Genomic DNA, 16,030 nt, shown 5'->3' on the forward strand with positions numbered 1-16,030 from the left:
TTTTATTCAAGAGCAAAACTTTCACCACAACCACAAAATTTTTCTAATTTACTATTATGAAACTTAAATACTTTATTAATATTGTTTTGTACAAAATCTATTTTTATTCCTTCTAAAAATGGTATTTCTTTAGAAGAAATATATATCAGAATGTTTTTATAAAAAAACATAACTTCTTTTGTATCTTTTTCTTTATTTAATTCTGAATTTTTAATTAATTTCATAGTGTATCGAAATCCTGCACATCCTGATTTTTTTATACCTAATCTTATTCCTTTATTATCAGAATGTGAATTAATTAAAAACAAAATTTGTTTGATAGCATTTTCAGTTATTGTAATGCTTTTCCATGTATTTTTATTTGGAGCATAAGTATTAATTTTATATTTATTCATAATATTCTCTTTTTAAAAATGTATATATCAATTAAAAATAATTTTATTTAAAATATATGATTATATTTTAATATATCCATTTATTTTAAAGAATATTATTTTTTTATTAATTATTTTTGCAAATTTTAATGTTATAATTACTTTGTATTCAAAAAAATAAAAAATTTTTTGTTTTAGAAAAAAATTGAGGTAAAACAATTATATGCAAAATCCAAAAGAAAAAATGGATTTATCTCAGTCTATTTTATCACTGATATTTATTATTTCCATGGGTGTTATAAGTTTTTTGGTTATACATCCATTTATATTAGGATTTTCTTGGGCTAGTATGATTGTTATTGCCACTTGGCCTCTAATGTTAAAAATACAAAAATTTTTAGGAGGCAAACGCTCTCTTGCAGTAGCAATCATGATTATCGTTTTGCTTCTTTTATTTATTATTCCAGTATTTTTTTTAGTCAATAGTTTAATCGCAACAAGCATACCTCTTATTCATTGGTTGAGTTCAAATAATTTAGAATTTCCAGAATTAATTTGGCTGCAAGATATTCCTCTTATTGGTAAAAAAATATTTACTAGTTATCAAGAGCTACTATCTGGTGATGGGGGTGAATTAATTCGAGAAGTGCGACCTTATATGGGACGCACAACTGAATTTATTATGCTTCAAGCTAAGAATTGCGGACTTTTCATTGTCCATTTAATACTAATGCTTTTATTTAGTGTTTTATTATACTGGAATGGTGAAAAAGTAAGCGATGCTATTCGTCATTTTGCGTGTCGACTTAGTTCCAAGAATGGAGATGCTATAATTTTTCTAGCAGTTCAAGCTGTTAGAGCTGTAGCATTAGGTGTAGCAGTAACAGCTTTAATTCAAGCAATATTATCTGGCATAGGATTATTAATTTCTGGTGTTCCTTATTGGGCATTATTAATGATAATTATTGTTTTTTCTTGTTTAGTTCAGTTAGGACCTTTGCCTGTTTTAATACCATCAATTATATGGCTTTATTGGAATAATAATACAACTTGGGGAACCATATTGTTAATATGGAGTTGTCTTGTCTTTATACTTGATCATATACTTAGACCATTTTTTATACGAATGGGAGCCGACTTGCCTATTTTACTAATTTTGTCTGGAGTTATTGGTGGTTTATTAGCTTTTGGAATAATTGGTTTATTTATTGGTCCAGTAGTATTAGTAATATTTTATCGTTTAATAATATCTTGGATGTACGGTATTTCTATTGCATCTTTTTTAAAAAATACGTCATTAAAATAGTTATTCATAATATAATGAGTAAAATAAATATTTTTAATAGAACATAATCTAAATATCATAGTATAAATTATTATTTAATTAGATTGATTCAAGAGTTAAGAAAAAATATAATATTTTTTTTGAAAAATTTAATTATCATGTTATTTTATTTTTGAAATTTCGATCATATTTATTTTCAATATTATGAAATTTTTTCTATATAAGTATTAAGTATTTTACAAAATTATTAGAGATGCCCTTATGAGTAGTTAGTTTTTCATAATTATTATCACATCTTGCCATTCTTTCCAGAATAAAAAATTCATTTAGAGAACAAAATGAAAAAAACAGATGAACTACGTACAATACGAATTGATCCATTAATCACTCCATTTGAATTAGCGAAGCAATATTCTATTACTTCAGATATTATGGATAATGTTATCACAACAAGACAAAATATCGCTCGTATTATGACTGGAGAAGATTTAAGATTACTTGTTGTCATAGGACCATGTTCAGTTCATGATCCTATTGCTGCAGTAGAATATGCACATAGATTATATGAATTACGCGTAAAATATAAAGATCGTCTTGAAATTATAATGCGTACATATTTTGAAAAACCAAGAACAGTTGTTGGTTGGAAAGGATTAATTTCAGATCCAGATTTAAATGGTAGTTTTCGAGTTAATCATGGATTAGCTGTTGCTCGTAAATTATTACTAGATATTAATGCATTAGGAATGCCTGCAGCAACAGAATTTCTTGATATGGTTATAGGACAATTTATAGCAGATTTGATTAGTTGGGGAGCTATTGGAGCTAGAACTACTGAAAGTCAAATTCATCGAGAAATGGCTTCCGCTCTTTCTTGTCCAGTAGGTTTTAAAAACGGTACCGATGGAAACATAAGAATTGCCATTGATGCTATTCGTGCAGCAAAGGTACGACATTTATTCTTAGCTCCTAATAAAAATGGCCAAATGACTATTAATCATACTAGTGGTAATCCTTATGGTCATATAATTATGCGAGGTGGTCGTTCTCCTAATTATCATGCTGATGATATTGATTCTGCAGTAAAACATTTACGTGAATTCAATTTAGTAGAGCATTTAATGATTGACTTTAGTCATGGTAATTGTTTAAAAGAACATCTTCGTCAAAAAAATGTTGCTAAATCTGTTGCTAGTCAAATTTCTAATGGTTCTAAAGCTATATTTGGTGTTATGATCGAAAGCTTTTTAGAAGAAGGTTTTCAAAAAGTAATTAATAATCAGCCATTAATATACGGTAAATCAATCACTGATGCTTGTTTAAATTGGAAAGATAGTACTTTAATCATTCAACAATTAGCAGATGCCGTAGACACTCGTTTTTAATTTACATGCTAGTCAAAAAAATTGGCTAGCATCTTTTTGTTAAGTTTAAAAATTTTATATAAATAGTTTCTATTATGTCATATATAAAAGAAAATTTCATATTTGTTTTTTATAGAAAATAAACAATTAATATTTTAAATTAAGGATTTAAGCATGCCTGTAATAAGATTTTGTGATGGAAGTCAGCAGGTGTACGAGTATTCTATTCCATTGATAGAGATTATTGAAAATAAAAAACCTAGTTTAAAAAAGTCTCTTATTGCAATTTCTGTTAATAATAATTTTTCAAATTTACATACTGTCATCACAAAAGATTCTACTATAGAATTTATTAACAGAAAAGATCATAAAGCATTAAATACTATTCGATATTCTTGTATACAACTTTTAAGTTATGCTATAAAAAATATATGGCCACTTGCTAAAATTGCTGAAACTAATCGTATTGAAAACGGATTCTATTGTGATATAGATTTAGAAAATAAAATTTCACAACCAGATCTCGTATTATTAGAAAATACCATGAATATTCTCATACAGAAAGAATATGATATTGTTCACAAAGTAGTTTCTTGCTCTCAAGCAATCGAAATATTTAAAAAAAGTTTTGAAGAATATAAAATATCTTTAATCAATAAAATGATTAAATCTCAGAATAGTGTTTCTTTATATTATCATGAAAATCATGTCGATATTGATATCGGAATACAAGTCTTTAATATAAAATTTTGTAAATATTTTAAATTACAAAAAATCGGAGGTGTTTATTGGGCAGGTAATAAAAAAAATAAGATGTTACAGCGTATTTATGGTACTGCTTGGTCTACTCAAAAAGAATTAGATAAACATTTAAATTATTTAAATGAATTAGAAAAGAGAGATCATAGAAAAATTGGAAAATTTCTTCAATTATATCATATGCAAGAAGAATCTCCAGGTATGATTTTTTGGCATAACAATGGTTGGATTGTTTTTAATGAACTGCAAAATTTTGTTCGAGAAAAATTAAATCAATATAAATATAAAGAAGTTAAAACACCTTTATTAATAGATAAGTTCATTTGGAAAAAAAGTGGACATTGGAAAAATTATAAAAATGCAATTTTTACAACATTATCAGAGAATCGAGAATATTGTATTAAACCAATGAACTGTCCCGGACATGTTCAAATTTTTAATAATAAATTAAAATCTTATCGAGATTTACCTGTTCGTATGGCAGAATTTGGAAGTTGTCATCGTAATGAACCTTCTGGTTCTTTACATGGTCTTATGCGAGTACGCAATTTTACTCAAGATGATGCTCATATATTCTGTACAAAAGAACAAGTACGTACTGAAATTAATGATTGTATTAAAATGATATATGATTTGTATAGTATATTCAATTTTAAAAAAATATTAGTTAAGCTTTCTACTCGTCCAGAAAAACGTATTGGTACTGATCTAATGTGGGATCAATCAGAAAAAGATTTATCTGATATGCTGATAGAAAATCATTTATCATTTGAATATCAATTAGGTGAAGGTGCTTTTTATGGTCCTAAAATTGAATTTATCTTGCAAGATTCTTTAGATAGAAACTGGCAATGTGGTACTATTCAACTTGATTTTTATTTAGCAGTACGTTTGAATTCGTTTTATATTGATGAAAATAATGAACGTAAGGCACCAGTGATTATTCATAGAGCTATATTAGGTTCAATAGAACGTTTTATTGGTATACTAATTGAAGAATGTTCTGGTAATTTACCAACATGGTTATCTCCCATACAAGTAGTAATTATTAGTATTTCTGATACTAGTATAGATTATGTAAAAAAACTAGTTAAAAAATTTTCTGATAATAATATTCGTGTTCAATCTGATTTAAGAAATGAAAAAATAGGTTTTAAAATTCGAGAACATACATTAAATCGAATTCCATATATATTAATATGTGGCGAAAAAGAAATTAAATTTAAAAAAGTTTCTGTTAGAAACCGAAATGGTTATAATTTTGGAATGGTTGACACTCATATTTTTATTAAAAAGTTACAGCAAGAAATTATTACTCGTAACTTTTATCTAATGGAGGAATAAAGTATTAAAGGTGGAAAACGAATTCAATTGATACGTCCTAATCGAATTAATAGCGAAATACGTGCTGTTAAAATTCGTCTTACAGGTGTTGAAGGCGATCAAATTGGTATAGTTAATTTAAGAGAAGCATTAGAAAAATCTGAAGAACTCGGATTAGATTTAGTAGAAATTAGTCCGAATGCTGAACCTCCGGTATGTCGTATCATGGACTATGGAAAATTTCTTTATGAAAAGAGTAAATCTTCCAAGGAACAGAAAAAAAAACAGAAAGTCATTCAAATAAAAGAAATAAAATTTCGACCAGGGACAGATGAAGGTGATTATCAAGTTAAATTACGTAATTTAATACGATTTTTGGAGGATGGTGATAAAGTTAAAATTACTTTACGATTTCGTGGTCGAGAAATGGCCCATCAAAAAATAGGTGTTGATGTCTTAAATAGAGTTAAAAATGACTTAATAGAATTAGCAATAGTTGAATCATTTCCATCTAAAATTGAAGGACGTCAAATGATCATGACTTTATCACCAAAGAAAAAATAGTATTTTTCAGTCTATATTTTTAGAAATAAATATATGATTGATAATGTAATAACTGCTTATATTTTTCTTTTTATAATTTAAATGAAATATTTTATGCCAAAAATTAAAACTTTAAAAAGCGCGGCTAAACGGTTTAAGAAAACTGCGTCTGGAAATTTTAAACGTAAACAAGCAAACTTACGTCATATTTTAACTAAAAAAACAACGAGTAAAAAACGTCATCTTCGTTCTAAGATTTTAGTGTCTAAAGGAGATATAGATAGAGTTAAATCTTTTTTACCGTATGCGTAAATTAGACTTGTTTTATTAAGATTTTACAAATAGGAGAGCATCAATGGCTCGTGTAAAACGTGGCGTAATAGCTCATGCTCGTCACAAAAAAATTTTAAAACAAGCCAAAGGTTACTACGGAGCTCGTTCTCGTGTTTATAGAGTTGCGTGTCAGGCAGTAATTAAAGCTGGTCAGTATGCTTATCGTGATAGACGTCAAAGAAAAAGACAGTTTAGACAATTATGGATTTCTCGTATTAATGCTGCTGTTCGTCAAAGTCAAATGTCTTATAGTAATTTTATATTTGGTTTGAAAAAAGCTTCAATTAATATTGATCGTAAAATATTATCTGATCTTGCGATATTCGATATTTTTTCATTTAATGTATTAGTTGAAAAAGCAAAAGAAGCTTTATTATAAATTATATAATACAGTCATACTAAAGAGGGGAAATGTAATATCCCCTCCACTATTGATTATTATTTTAATTCATATTTTTTATATAAAAAATATAATAAAATATTCTTTACTTATTCTGATAAATTTTTAAACTGCATATTTTTTTAAAAAATGAGCTTCCTTTATGGAAGCTTTTTTAGTATGTTAAATATATGTTAAAAAATAAAAAACGTATAATAAGTCGATACAATGTTAACTTTAAATGAATTATTTAATAATATTAAGATAGATATAAAAAACGCAAATAAAATAAAAGAATTAGAACAAATTAGAATTAAATATTTAGGTAAAAAAAGTATTTTCAATACTTATATGAGAAGTATAAAAGATTGTTCTTTTCAAGAAAAAAAAAAATACAGTATGATCATTAATGAGATAAAAAAAGATATTTTTTACAAAATTGATGAAAAAAATAAAATATTAAATAAAGTACTCTTAAATAAACGAATTAAAGCAGAAAAAATAGATATTTCTCTTCCGGGTCGTCGTACTGAATATGGCGTCTTACATCCTATTACACATACTATTAATGATATAAAAATTTTTTTTTCAAAGTTGGGTTTCCAAGCCATTAATAGTCCTGAAATAGAAGATGAATACCATAATTTTGATGCATTAAATATTCCTAAAAATCATCCAGCAAGAGATAGTCATGATACTTTTTGGTTTGATAATAATCGTTTGCTCAGAACTCAAACTTCTAGTATGCAAATTCGTATTATGAAAAAAGAAAAACCTCCTATGAGATTTATTTTTCCTGGAAAAGTATATCGTAATGATTATGATATTACACATACACCTATGTTTCATCAGATTGAAGGTTTAATAGTTGATAGAAATATTAATTTTTCTAATTTAAAATGGATGATATATAATTTTTTATATAATTTTTTTGGTAAAAATATTTCTATTAAATTTCGTCCATCATATTTTCCTTTTACTGTTCTTTCTGCAGAAGTAGATATTATTAATGATCATAGTGAAGCATTAGAAATATTAGGATGTGGAATGGTACATCCTAAAGTTTTAAAAAATGTTAATATTGATTCTACCTTATATTCTGCTTGTGCTTTTGGAATAGGTATTGAAAGACTAGCAATGATACGTTATGGTATTTCGGATCTTCGATCTTTTTTTGAAAATGATATAAAATTTTTAAAACAATTTAAATACAATTAGTGAGATAAAATGAAATTTAGTGAAAAATGGCTACGTGAATGGATAAAATTTAAATTAGATAGTTTTGTTTTATATGATCAAATTTCTAATTCTGGTATAGAAGTAGAATCCATTACGAAATTTGAACCTATGTTTAATGGTGTTGTAGTAGGACAAATAGTTGAATGTATTTTACATCCTGAATTTAATAAGATCAAAATAGTAAAAGTCGATATAGGTAATAAAAAAATATTAAGTATTCTATGTGGAGCACCTAACTGCCGTAATAATATTAAAGTTGCAGTCGCAACGATTGGTGCTATTTTACCTAAAAATATAAAAATTGATAAAAAAATAGTTAGAGGTGAATTATCAGAAGGTATGCTATGTTCTTTTTTTGAATTAGGTTTATTTGAAACAGACCAAATTATTGAATTTTCTAAAGAAACACCTATCGGTATTAATATTAAGGATCATTTATTATTAAAAGATAATATTATTAAAGTTTCAACTACATCAAATCGTCCAGATGGTTTAAGTATTTTAGGAATAGCACGTAATATTACAGCAATAAATAATTTGAAAAGAGTATCTTTAAAAAATAAATTAATTCCAATAATGAGTCAGAAAAAGATTGATATTGTTATTAATACTGAAAAAGAATCGATTAATTATATAGGTAGAATTATAGAAAACATTAATGTTAATGTTGATACTCCTTTCTGGATGAAAAAAAAATTATTTTTATCTGATTGCTTATCAGGAAATATTATTACAGATATTATTAATTATGTTTTAATTGAATTAGGACAACCATTAAATGCATTAGATTCAGATCATATTAATAGTCACATTATTATACGTATGGCAAAGTCTGAAGAAAAAATATTTTTGAAAGATAACATTCAAATAAGTTTAAATGAAAATATATTAGTATTTTCTGATACTAATAAAATATTATCTATGCCCGGGAATATAAATTCTTTTTTAGTAGATGTAAATAAAAACACTAAAAACATATTTTTAAGTGCATGTATTGTGAAAAAAGAAATAATCTTTCACATGATGAAGAAAATTAGTTCTAATAAGATATTAGAATATCATAATTATGGTATTGATCCTTTTCTACAAAAATATGCTCTTGAATACGCAACAGATTTAATCATACAGATATGTGGTGGAAAAGCTGGATCGATTAATAAAAAAAATAATCTAAATTCTTTACGTTCATTACCGATTAAAAAATCAATAAGATTGCATCATGAAAAATTAAATAAAATTGTCGGTGTCTTTTTTAATACAGTTGTAGTTTCAGATATTTTATCTAATTTAGAATATAAATTAGTTTCTCAAGAAAAAAAATATTGGGATGTAATTCCTCCTAGCTGGCGATTCGATATACTGATTGAAGAAGATATAATAAGTGATATACTTAGGATTTATGGTTATAATAGTGTTGTTTTAAATCCTTTAAAAGAATCTTTATATATTACAAAAAAAAATGAATCAATAAATTTATTAATAGATAAATCTGATATTATATTAGTTAATAAAGGTTATTATGAAGTTATAACGTATGGTTTTGTTAATCCTCAAGTTCAAGATTTGATTTTTCCAAATAAAAAAAAACTAGTATTATCTAATCCTATTTCTCAAGATATGTCATCTATGCGTTTATCTTTATGGCCTGGTTTACTGAAAACAGTTTCTTACAATACCAATCGTCAGCAAGATTCTATTCGTTTTTTTGAAAGTGGTCTTTGTTTTTCACTAGATAAAGAACAAAATCTTGGTATCAAACAAGAAATGTTTTTGTCAGCTGTTATTAGTGGAAATCATTTAAAAGAAAATTGGTATTCTAAAATAAGAAAAGTAGATTTTTACGATTTAAAAGGTGATTTAGAATGCATACTAGAATCAATATGCGGGCTAGAAGATATAGAATTTAGATCTAAAAATATTAATGGACTACATCCAGAACAAAGTGCTGGTATATACTTTAGAAATAATTTTATCGGTGCTATTGGTGCTATCGATCCCAGATTAGAAGAAAAATTAAACGTAAATAGTGCTACTTTTTTATTTGAAATATTATTAAATAATCTTTTAGATGTTAAAAAACCGTTAAAAGTTCAAGAAATTTCAAAATTTCCTACTAGTAGAAGAGATATTGCAATATTGGTCTCATCAGATCTTGCTGTATCTGATATTATAAATACTTGTAAAAATTTTTTTATTAATGAAATAGTAGAAATCAATCTTTTTGATGTATATTCTTGTCAAGAGTTTTCTAATGAGAAAAAAAGTTTAGGTATCAGTTTTATTTTTCAAAATAAAAAAAGAACTTTTCAAGACAATGAAATTAATCTAATGATGAATGATTGCATAGGAGCATTAAAAAAAACATTTCAAGTTATCTTAAGGAAATAAATGGATGGTGCTTACAAAAGCTGAAATTTCAGAAAATCTATTTGAAAAATTACAACTGACTAAAAAAGACTCAAAAAAGTTTGTAGATTTTTTTTTCGAAGAAGTAAGAAAATCTTTAGAAAAAGGAGAAGATGTTAAATTATCTGGATTTGGTAATTTTGAACTAAAAGATAAAAAAGAGCGTCCTGGTAGAAATCCTCGTACAGGAGAAATTGTACTGATTACAGCGAGACGAGTAGTTACTTTTAAAGCTGGTCAAAAACTTAAAAATAGAATTGAAAATTATTCATCTAATAAAAAACCATAATATTGATTAAAAATTAATAAAATTATTTTTATTTTTTTAAAAGAAGTAAGATATGAAAATTTCTAATTTTTCTTTTATTTTACCTAAATCACTTATATCTTTTTACCCTTCTATTATTCGTAGTCAATGTCGTTTAATGGTTATAAATGGAACAAGTGGGAAAATATTTCATAAATATTTTTTTGATATTGTTAATGAGATTAATTCTAACGATTTAATTGTTTTAAATAATAGTCAAGTTATTCCAGCTAGATGTTTTGGTTATAAAGAAACTGGAGGAAAAGTTGAAATTTTAGTTGAAAGAATATTAGATTTTAATACAATTTTAGTCAAAATTAAAAATTCTAAAACTATTCACATTGGAACTAATATTTTTTTTGGAAAAAATAATAAAATTAGAAGTTCTGTAATTAGTTATAAAAACCCTTTTTTTAAAATTTTATTTCACAATAATATTTATTCAGCTACAGAAATTATTAATAATATTGGGCAAATACCATTGCCTCCTTATATTAAAAGATTAGATTCGAAATTAGATTTAGATTTATATCAAACTGTATATAAAAAAAGAATAGGTTCTATTGCTGCTCCTACTGCCGGATTGCATTTTGATTTTCCTTTATTAGATTGTCTGAATAAAAAAGGGATAGATATAAATTATATTACACTTCATATAGGGTCTGGTACATTTGAACCTGTTAGAACAGTTAATATTAAAAAACATATTATGCATTCTGAATTAGTTGAAGTGTCTGCTGAATTAATTAAAAAAATTAAATGTTGCAAAAAAAAAGGAGGCCGTATTATTGCTGTAGGTACAAGTACACTTCGTGCTTTAGAGAGTGCATATCATTCTGATTCGTGGAATGAAACCAAAGATTTTATAGAAAATACAAATATTTTTATATATCCTGGTTACAAACATAATATTGTTGATGCATTAATTACTAATTTTCATGTTCCTGAATCTACATTGATTATGTTAGTAGCTTCTTTTTTAGGTTATAAAAATACTATGAATGCTTATTCTGAAGCTATAAAAAATAAATATCGTTTTTTAAGTTATGGTGATGCGATGTATGTTACATATAACAAATTTGCTAAATATGAAAAAATTTAACTTGATATATTTCAAAAAAATTTTATAAATACTCTGGAGATAAAATGGATTTTAAAATTTTTCATCAAGATGGTAATGCTAGATATGGTGCATTTAGTTTTAATAAAGATATAATAGAAACACCTATTTTTATGCCAGTTGGTACTTATGGTAGTGTCAAAAGTCTCAGTACAGAAGAAATTAAAAATACAGGCAGTAAAATTATTTTATCTAATGCGTTTCATTTAAATTTAAGACCGGGTCAAGAAATAATAAAATTACACGGTACGCTACATGATTTTATGAATTGGTCAGGACCTATCCTTACTGATTCTGGAGGATTTCAAGTTTTTAGTCTGTCAAAATTTTGTAAAGTTGATAAAGAAGGAGTTATTTTTAAAAATCATATCAATGGTAAAAATTTTTTTCTAACTCCAGAAATATCCATGAAAATTCAGTTTAATTTAGGTTCTAATATTGTTATGATTTTTGATCAATGTATTGCATACACACGTAATTGGGAACAAACAAAAAATGCCATGGAAAGATCTTTATCTTGGGCTGAAAAAAGTCGTTTATACTTTGACATTCATAAAAATAAAAATTTATTATTTGGTATTATTCATGGCGGTATATATCGATCTTTGCGTGATATTTCATTAAAAGAGTTAATTAAAATAGATTTTGATGGATATGCATTAGGTGGTTTAGCTGTTGGAGAATCAAAAAAAGAATTGTATGAATTATTAGATTATATTTGTCCTCAAATGCCAAAACATAAACCCAGATATTTAATGGGAGTAGGAAAACCAGAAGATTTAGTGGAAGGAGTTAGTCGTGGTATAGATATGTTTGATTGCGTTATTCCTACTCGTAATGCTAGAAATGGATATCTATTCGTTACAAACGGTATAATTAAGATTAGAAATAAAAAATATAAAGAAGATTTATCTGTATTAGATGATACTTGTACTTGTTATACTTGTAAGAATTATACAAGGTCTTATTTACATCATTTAGATTCTTGTAACGAGATGTTGGGAGCTCGTTTGAATACAATACATAATTTACATTATTATCAGACATTAATGTTTAATATAAGAACTTCAATAAAATTGAATAAGTTCAATGAATTTCTTTTCAATTTTTATCATCAGAAAAAAAATAATATTTAAAATATACAGGAGATGAGACATGAGTTTTTTTATTCAAAATGCTAACGCAGTAGTAAATGAATCATCAGAAGGTAATTCATATTCTCTTATATTTATGTTAGTAATATTTTTGTTAATTTTTTATTTTATGCTGTTTCGTCCTCAACAAAAGAAAGATAAAGAACATAAAAAACTAATATCTTCTTTAGTTAAAGGAGACGAGGTTATAACAACGAGTGGTTTGTTGGGTCGGGTAATAAAAATTACGAAAAATGGATATATTGTACTTCAATTGAATGAAAATATGGAAGTATTTATAAAGCAAGATTTTATAGCCTCTTCTTTACCTAAAGGAACTTTAAAATCTTTATTATCATAAATGATTATTCTAATATAAATAAGAAAAATTAGTTATTTTAGTAAAAATACTTTCTATTTTTTTTAATAAAATCAATCTATTTATGCGTATTTTAATATTAGAATGATGTATTTTCACTTTATCAAAAAAGTTATATATAGGTTTTTCAAGAACTTTTGTTTTCAATAGAATTTCTTTATATTTTTTTTCTTGAAATAATTTTTTTGTATCAGTATGAAATTTTTTTATTGTACTAAATAACACTATTTCTTCTTTTTCTTGAATTAATTGAATATCAACATGTCCTGTAATTTTTTCTTTTTCTTTCTTTAAAATATTAGATATTCTTTTAATAGATTGTATAATTGATTTTGAATATTCTAAATTTTGAAAAAAAGAAATAGCTTGTATTTTTTTATGAATATCTCTCGGTTCTGTTAATTGAGATGATAATACTGATTGAATAACTTTTATATCATAACTATTTTCTTCATACCAATATACCAGTCTATTCATAAAAAATTTTATAATTTTATTATATATGATTACGTCATTAACGTATTTGATATTATAAAGACTAAGACTTTTATTAATTAAACATTTTAGATCTAATGGTATATTTTTTATTATGATAATACGAAGTATGCCTATAGCTAAACGTCTCAATGCAAATGGATCTTTTGCTGAAGTAGGAATATTACCAATACAAAACATGCCAGATAAAGTATCCATTTTATCAGCAATTGCTAGAGAACATCCTATCATTGTAGATGGTAGTTTATCACCTGAAAAAGATGGAGAATATTGTTCTTGAATAGCTTGAGAGACATCTTTTTTTTCTTTATCAGATAAAGAATAATACATTCCCACAGTACCTTGTAATGCTGGAAATTCGCATACCATACTTGTTACTAAATCGCATTTAGATAACTGTGCTGCTCTGATTGCATCTTGTATGTTAATACAACTATATTTTGATATCCATTGAATGAGAATTTGAAGACGCAATGTTTTGTCATATAATGTACCTAAGTTATTTTGGAATAAAACTTTTTTAAGAGACATTAGATAGTCTTCTAATTTTATTTTTCTATCATTTTGTAAAAAGAAAGCAGCATCTGAAAGTCGTGCATCCATAACTTTTTCATTTCCTAAAATAATTTTATTAGGTTTTTTTGAATCAATATTAGAAATAAAAATAAAATTAGGGAAAAGTTCGTTTTTCACATTATATATTGGAAAACATTTTTGTTGACTTTCTATAACATGAACTAATATTTTTTTAGGTATTTTAAGAAAATTTTTTTTAAATGTACCTAACAGTGCTGTAGGAGACTCTACTAAAGAAGTTATTTCTTCAATTAAATTATTACTAGTTTTTATATATCCATTTATTTTTTCTGATATTTTATTGATCTGATTTATAATTGTTTTTTTTCGTATTGCATAATCAGCTATAATATTATTTCTTTGAAATAGAATTAAAGGGTATTCTTTCGCATCTTTAATTTCTATTTTTTCTTGACAAGAAATATGATTTTGGAGAAAATTATTAGAAAAGACATCAAATATTTTGCCTTTTATTACTTTGCGATCTAATAATATTACAATATTACGAATAGGACGAAAAAACTTTTCATTTGTTACATTCCATCTCATAGATTTCTGTATGATAATTTTTTTTAATGCTATGTCAATTATTTTAGGCAGTAATATTTCTATTTTTTTTTGTTTTATTTTTTTTTGGCAAAATAACCATTCGCCTTGTTTAGTTTTTATACGTGTAGCTTCATTAATATTAATGCCACAATATTTTGCCCAACGATTTGCTGCGTTTGTTGGTGCGCCATCTTTATCATAAGCATCTATTATAGATGGACCTTTTTTATTTATTTCTATTGTTTTATCAGTTGTATCTATGTCTATAATTTTTAATGCAAGTCTTCTAGGAGTAGAAAAGTATTCAATCTTTTTATATACAATAGTGTAAAGTTTTAATTCTTCATTAAGATTTTTATAAAAAGACAAAGATATACTGCTTAGTAGTTTAGCAGGTAATTCTTCGGTTCCGATCTCTATTAATAGTATTTTTTTAGTCATTTTTATCTCTTTTTTTATGACATAGAGGGAAATCTAATTGTTTTCGAATAACAAAATATTTTTGAGCAATTTGTGTAGTTAATTTACGAATACGTAAAATATAACTTTGACGTTCGTTTGAAGAGACAGCTTTTCTTGCATCTAATAAATTAAATATATGATTTGCTTGCAATGTTTTTTCATACGAAACTAATAATAGCGGTGGTGTTATATTTATTAAATTTTGTGCTTCTGATTCATATTTTTGAAAAGCACTGAATAAAAAATCGATATTAGAATGCTGAAAATTATATCTTGATTGTTCTATTTCATTTTGTTTAAAAATATCTCCATAAGTTATTTTTTCCTTTTTATTAATATTCCAAACAAGATCGTATATATTTGTTTTTTTTTGCATGTGCATAGCAATTCTTTCTAATCCATATGTTATTTCAATAGTAACAGGATTACATTCTAATCCTCCTACTTGTTGAAAATAAGTGAATTGAGTAATTTCCATTCCATTTAACCAGACTTCCCAACCAATACCCCAAGCGCCTAATGTAGGATTCTCCCAATTATCTTCTACAAAACGTATATCATGTATTTTTTCATCTATATTTAATATATTTAGTGAGTTTAGATATATTTTTTGGATATCGTGTGGAGGAGGTTTTATAATCACTTGAAATTGAAAATAATGTTGTAAGCGATTAGGGTTTTCTGCATATCTTCCATCTGTAGGACGACGACACGATTGTACATATGCTGCTCTTATTGGCTCAGGTCCAATAGTACCTAAAAAAGTTATATTATGAAAAGTACCAGCACCCATTGGTAAATCTAATGGTTGGAAAATATTACATCCCTGTTTTATCCAGTATTCTTGCAAACTTGTAATTAGATTATAAAAAGTATTATGATTGTTTTTCATGTTTCATCCAGAAAGGATATATAGAAGATATATTTTATTTTTTTTATGATTGTATGTAATAATAAACATATGTATTTTTTGTATTAATTGTTGTTTTATATTAATAATTTTT

At 25.5% G+C, this 16,030-nt stretch carries 15 protein-coding genes; 12 read left to right on the plus strand and 3 right to left on the minus strand.

All coding sequences use genetic code 11. From position 1 onward, the window contains the following. Window positions 1–2 precede the first annotated feature (2 nt). Window positions 3–395, minus strand: a complete 393-nt coding sequence (locus BUMPG002_RS00610) for an iron-sulfur cluster assembly accessory protein (RefSeq protein WP_025368767.1) — start codon at window positions 393–395, stop codon at window positions 3–5. A gap of 202 nt (window positions 396–597) precedes the next feature. Between BUMPG002_RS00610 and ydiK the strand changes: the two genes are divergently transcribed. The 12 genes from ydiK (at window position 598) to yajC (ending at window position 12,926) form a co-directional block, all read left to right on the plus strand. Further along, window positions 598–1,680, plus strand: a complete 1,083-nt coding sequence (gene ydiK, locus BUMPG002_RS00615) for an AI-2E family transporter YdiK (RefSeq protein WP_025368768.1) — start codon at window positions 598–600, stop codon at window positions 1,678–1,680. A 317-nt stretch (window positions 1,681–1,997) separates the two neighbouring features. Then, the gene (locus BUMPG002_RS00620) at window positions 1,998–3,044 is read left to right on the plus strand and encodes a 3-deoxy-7-phosphoheptulonate synthase (protein ID WP_025368769.1); all 1,047 of its coding nucleotides are present in this window, start codon (window positions 1,998–2,000) and stop codon (window positions 3,042–3,044) included. A 153-nt stretch (window positions 3,045–3,197) separates the two neighbouring features. Beyond that, window positions 3,198–5,126, plus strand: coding sequence for a threonine--tRNA ligase (gene thrS, locus BUMPG002_RS00625; RefSeq protein ID WP_025368770.1), 1,929 nt, complete (start codon window positions 3,198–3,200; stop codon window positions 5,124–5,126). A 3-nt stretch (window positions 5,127–5,129) separates the two neighbouring features. Continuing rightward, window positions 5,130–5,669 carry a translation initiation factor IF-3 gene (infC, locus tag BUMPG002_RS00630; protein WP_025368771.1) on the plus strand — a complete coding sequence of 180 codons (540 nt, stop codon included), beginning with the start codon at window positions 5,130–5,132 and terminating at the stop codon, window positions 5,667–5,669. A gap of 93 nt (window positions 5,670–5,762) precedes the next feature. Further along, entirely contained in the window at window positions 5,763–5,960 is a 198-nt protein-coding gene (gene rpmI / locus BUMPG002_RS00635) for a 50S ribosomal protein L35 (RefSeq protein ID WP_025368772.1), read from the plus strand. Between the two features lie 43 nt (window positions 5,961–6,003). After that, the gene (gene rplT / locus BUMPG002_RS00640) at window positions 6,004–6,360 is read left to right on the plus strand and encodes a 50S ribosomal protein L20 (RefSeq protein ID WP_025368773.1); all 357 of its coding nucleotides are present in this window, start codon (window positions 6,004–6,006) and stop codon (window positions 6,358–6,360) included. A 228-nt stretch (window positions 6,361–6,588) separates the two neighbouring features. Further along, a complete protein-coding gene (gene pheS, locus BUMPG002_RS00645) occupies window positions 6,589–7,578 on the plus strand; it encodes a phenylalanine--tRNA ligase subunit alpha (protein ID WP_025368774.1) in 990 nt (329 codons plus the stop codon). 9 nt (window positions 7,579–7,587) lie between these two features. Next, window positions 7,588–9,987 carry a phenylalanine--tRNA ligase subunit beta gene (gene pheT / locus BUMPG002_RS00650; RefSeq protein ID WP_025368775.1) on the plus strand — a complete coding sequence of 800 codons (2,400 nt, stop codon included), beginning with the start codon at window positions 7,588–7,590 and terminating at the stop codon, window positions 9,985–9,987. Window positions 9,988–9,991: 4 nt separating this feature from the next. Continuing rightward, window positions 9,992–10,294, plus strand: coding sequence for an integration host factor subunit alpha (locus BUMPG002_RS00655; RefSeq protein WP_025368776.1), 303 nt, complete (start codon window positions 9,992–9,994; stop codon window positions 10,292–10,294). Between the two features lie 52 nt (window positions 10,295–10,346). Continuing rightward, entirely contained in the window at window positions 10,347–11,414 is a 1,068-nt protein-coding gene (gene queA, locus BUMPG002_RS00660; RefSeq protein ID WP_025368777.1) for a tRNA preQ1(34) S-adenosylmethionine ribosyltransferase-isomerase QueA, read from the plus strand. Window positions 11,415–11,458: 44 nt separating this feature from the next. Further along, window positions 11,459–12,568 (plus strand): tRNA guanosine(34) transglycosylase Tgt, encoded by a 1,110-nt coding sequence (gene tgt / locus BUMPG002_RS00665; RefSeq protein WP_025368778.1) that lies wholly within the window; start codon window positions 11,459–11,461, stop codon window positions 12,566–12,568. A 19-nt stretch (window positions 12,569–12,587) separates the two neighbouring features. Further along, the gene (gene yajC / locus BUMPG002_RS00670; protein WP_025368779.1) at window positions 12,588–12,926 is read left to right on the plus strand and encodes a preprotein translocase subunit YajC; all 339 of its coding nucleotides are present in this window, start codon (window positions 12,588–12,590) and stop codon (window positions 12,924–12,926) included. Between the two features lie 9 nt (window positions 12,927–12,935). Here the strand turns inward: yajC and glyS are convergent, their stop codons facing one another. Both glyS and glyQ read right to left on the minus strand, forming a co-directional pair. Then, the gene (glyS, locus tag BUMPG002_RS00675; protein WP_025368780.1) at window positions 12,936–15,005 is read right to left on the minus strand and encodes a glycine--tRNA ligase subunit beta; all 2,070 of its coding nucleotides are present in this window, start codon (window positions 15,003–15,005) and stop codon (window positions 12,936–12,938) included. After that, entirely contained in the window at window positions 14,998–15,918 is a 921-nt protein-coding gene (glyQ, locus tag BUMPG002_RS00680; RefSeq protein WP_025384569.1) for a glycine--tRNA ligase subunit alpha, read from the minus strand. The genes glyS and glyQ overlap by 8 nt, the downstream gene beginning before the upstream one ends. Window positions 15,919–16,030: the final 112 nt, after the last annotated feature.

This window comes from Buchnera aphidicola str. G002 (Myzus persicae) (assembly GCF_000521565.1).
GTDB lineage: Bacteria > Pseudomonadota > Gammaproteobacteria > Enterobacterales > Enterobacteriaceae > Buchnera > Buchnera aphidicola_C.

What these genes read in the sequence shown, in the direction of transcription:
- pheT (WP_025368775.1), top strand. Translation starts at nt 7,588, where the DNA reads ATGAAATTTAGTGAAAAATGGCTACGTGAATGGATAAAATTTAAATTA.
- BUMPG002_RS00655 (WP_025368776.1), top strand. Translation starts at nt 9,992, where the DNA reads ATGGTGCTTACAAAAGCTGAAATTTCAGAAAATCTATTTGAAAAATTA.
- ydiK (WP_025368768.1), top strand. Translation starts at nt 598, where the DNA reads ATGCAAAATCCAAAAGAAAAAATGGATTTATCTCAGTCTATTTTATCA.
- rpmI (WP_025368772.1), top strand. Translation starts at nt 5,763, where the DNA reads ATGCCAAAAATTAAAACTTTAAAAAGCGCGGCTAAACGGTTTAAGAAA.
- BUMPG002_RS00620 (WP_025368769.1), top strand. Translation starts at nt 1,998, where the DNA reads ATGAAAAAAACAGATGAACTACGTACAATACGAATTGATCCATTAATC.
- rplT (WP_025368773.1), top strand. Translation starts at nt 6,004, where the DNA reads ATGGCTCGTGTAAAACGTGGCGTAATAGCTCATGCTCGTCACAAAAAA.
- glyS (WP_025368780.1), bottom strand. Translation starts at nt 15,005, where the DNA reads ATGACTAAAAAAATACTATTAATAGAGATCGGAACCGAAGAATTACCT.
- thrS (WP_025368770.1), top strand. Translation starts at nt 3,198, where the DNA reads ATGCCTGTAATAAGATTTTGTGATGGAAGTCAGCAGGTGTACGAGTAT.
- glyQ (WP_025384569.1), bottom strand. Translation starts at nt 15,918, where the DNA reads ATGAAAAACAATCATAATACTTTTTATAATCTAATTACAAGTTTGCAA.
- BUMPG002_RS00610 (WP_025368767.1), bottom strand. Translation starts at nt 395, where the DNA reads ATGAATAAATATAAAATTAATACTTATGCTCCAAATAAAAATACATGG.
- queA (WP_025368777.1), top strand. Translation starts at nt 10,347, where the DNA reads ATGAAAATTTCTAATTTTTCTTTTATTTTACCTAAATCACTTATATCT.
- yajC (WP_025368779.1), top strand. Translation starts at nt 12,588, where the DNA reads ATGAGTTTTTTTATTCAAAATGCTAACGCAGTAGTAAATGAATCATCA.
- pheS (WP_025368774.1), top strand. Translation starts at nt 6,589, where the DNA reads ATGTTAACTTTAAATGAATTATTTAATAATATTAAGATAGATATAAAA.
- tgt (WP_025368778.1), top strand. Translation starts at nt 11,459, where the DNA reads ATGGATTTTAAAATTTTTCATCAAGATGGTAATGCTAGATATGGTGCA.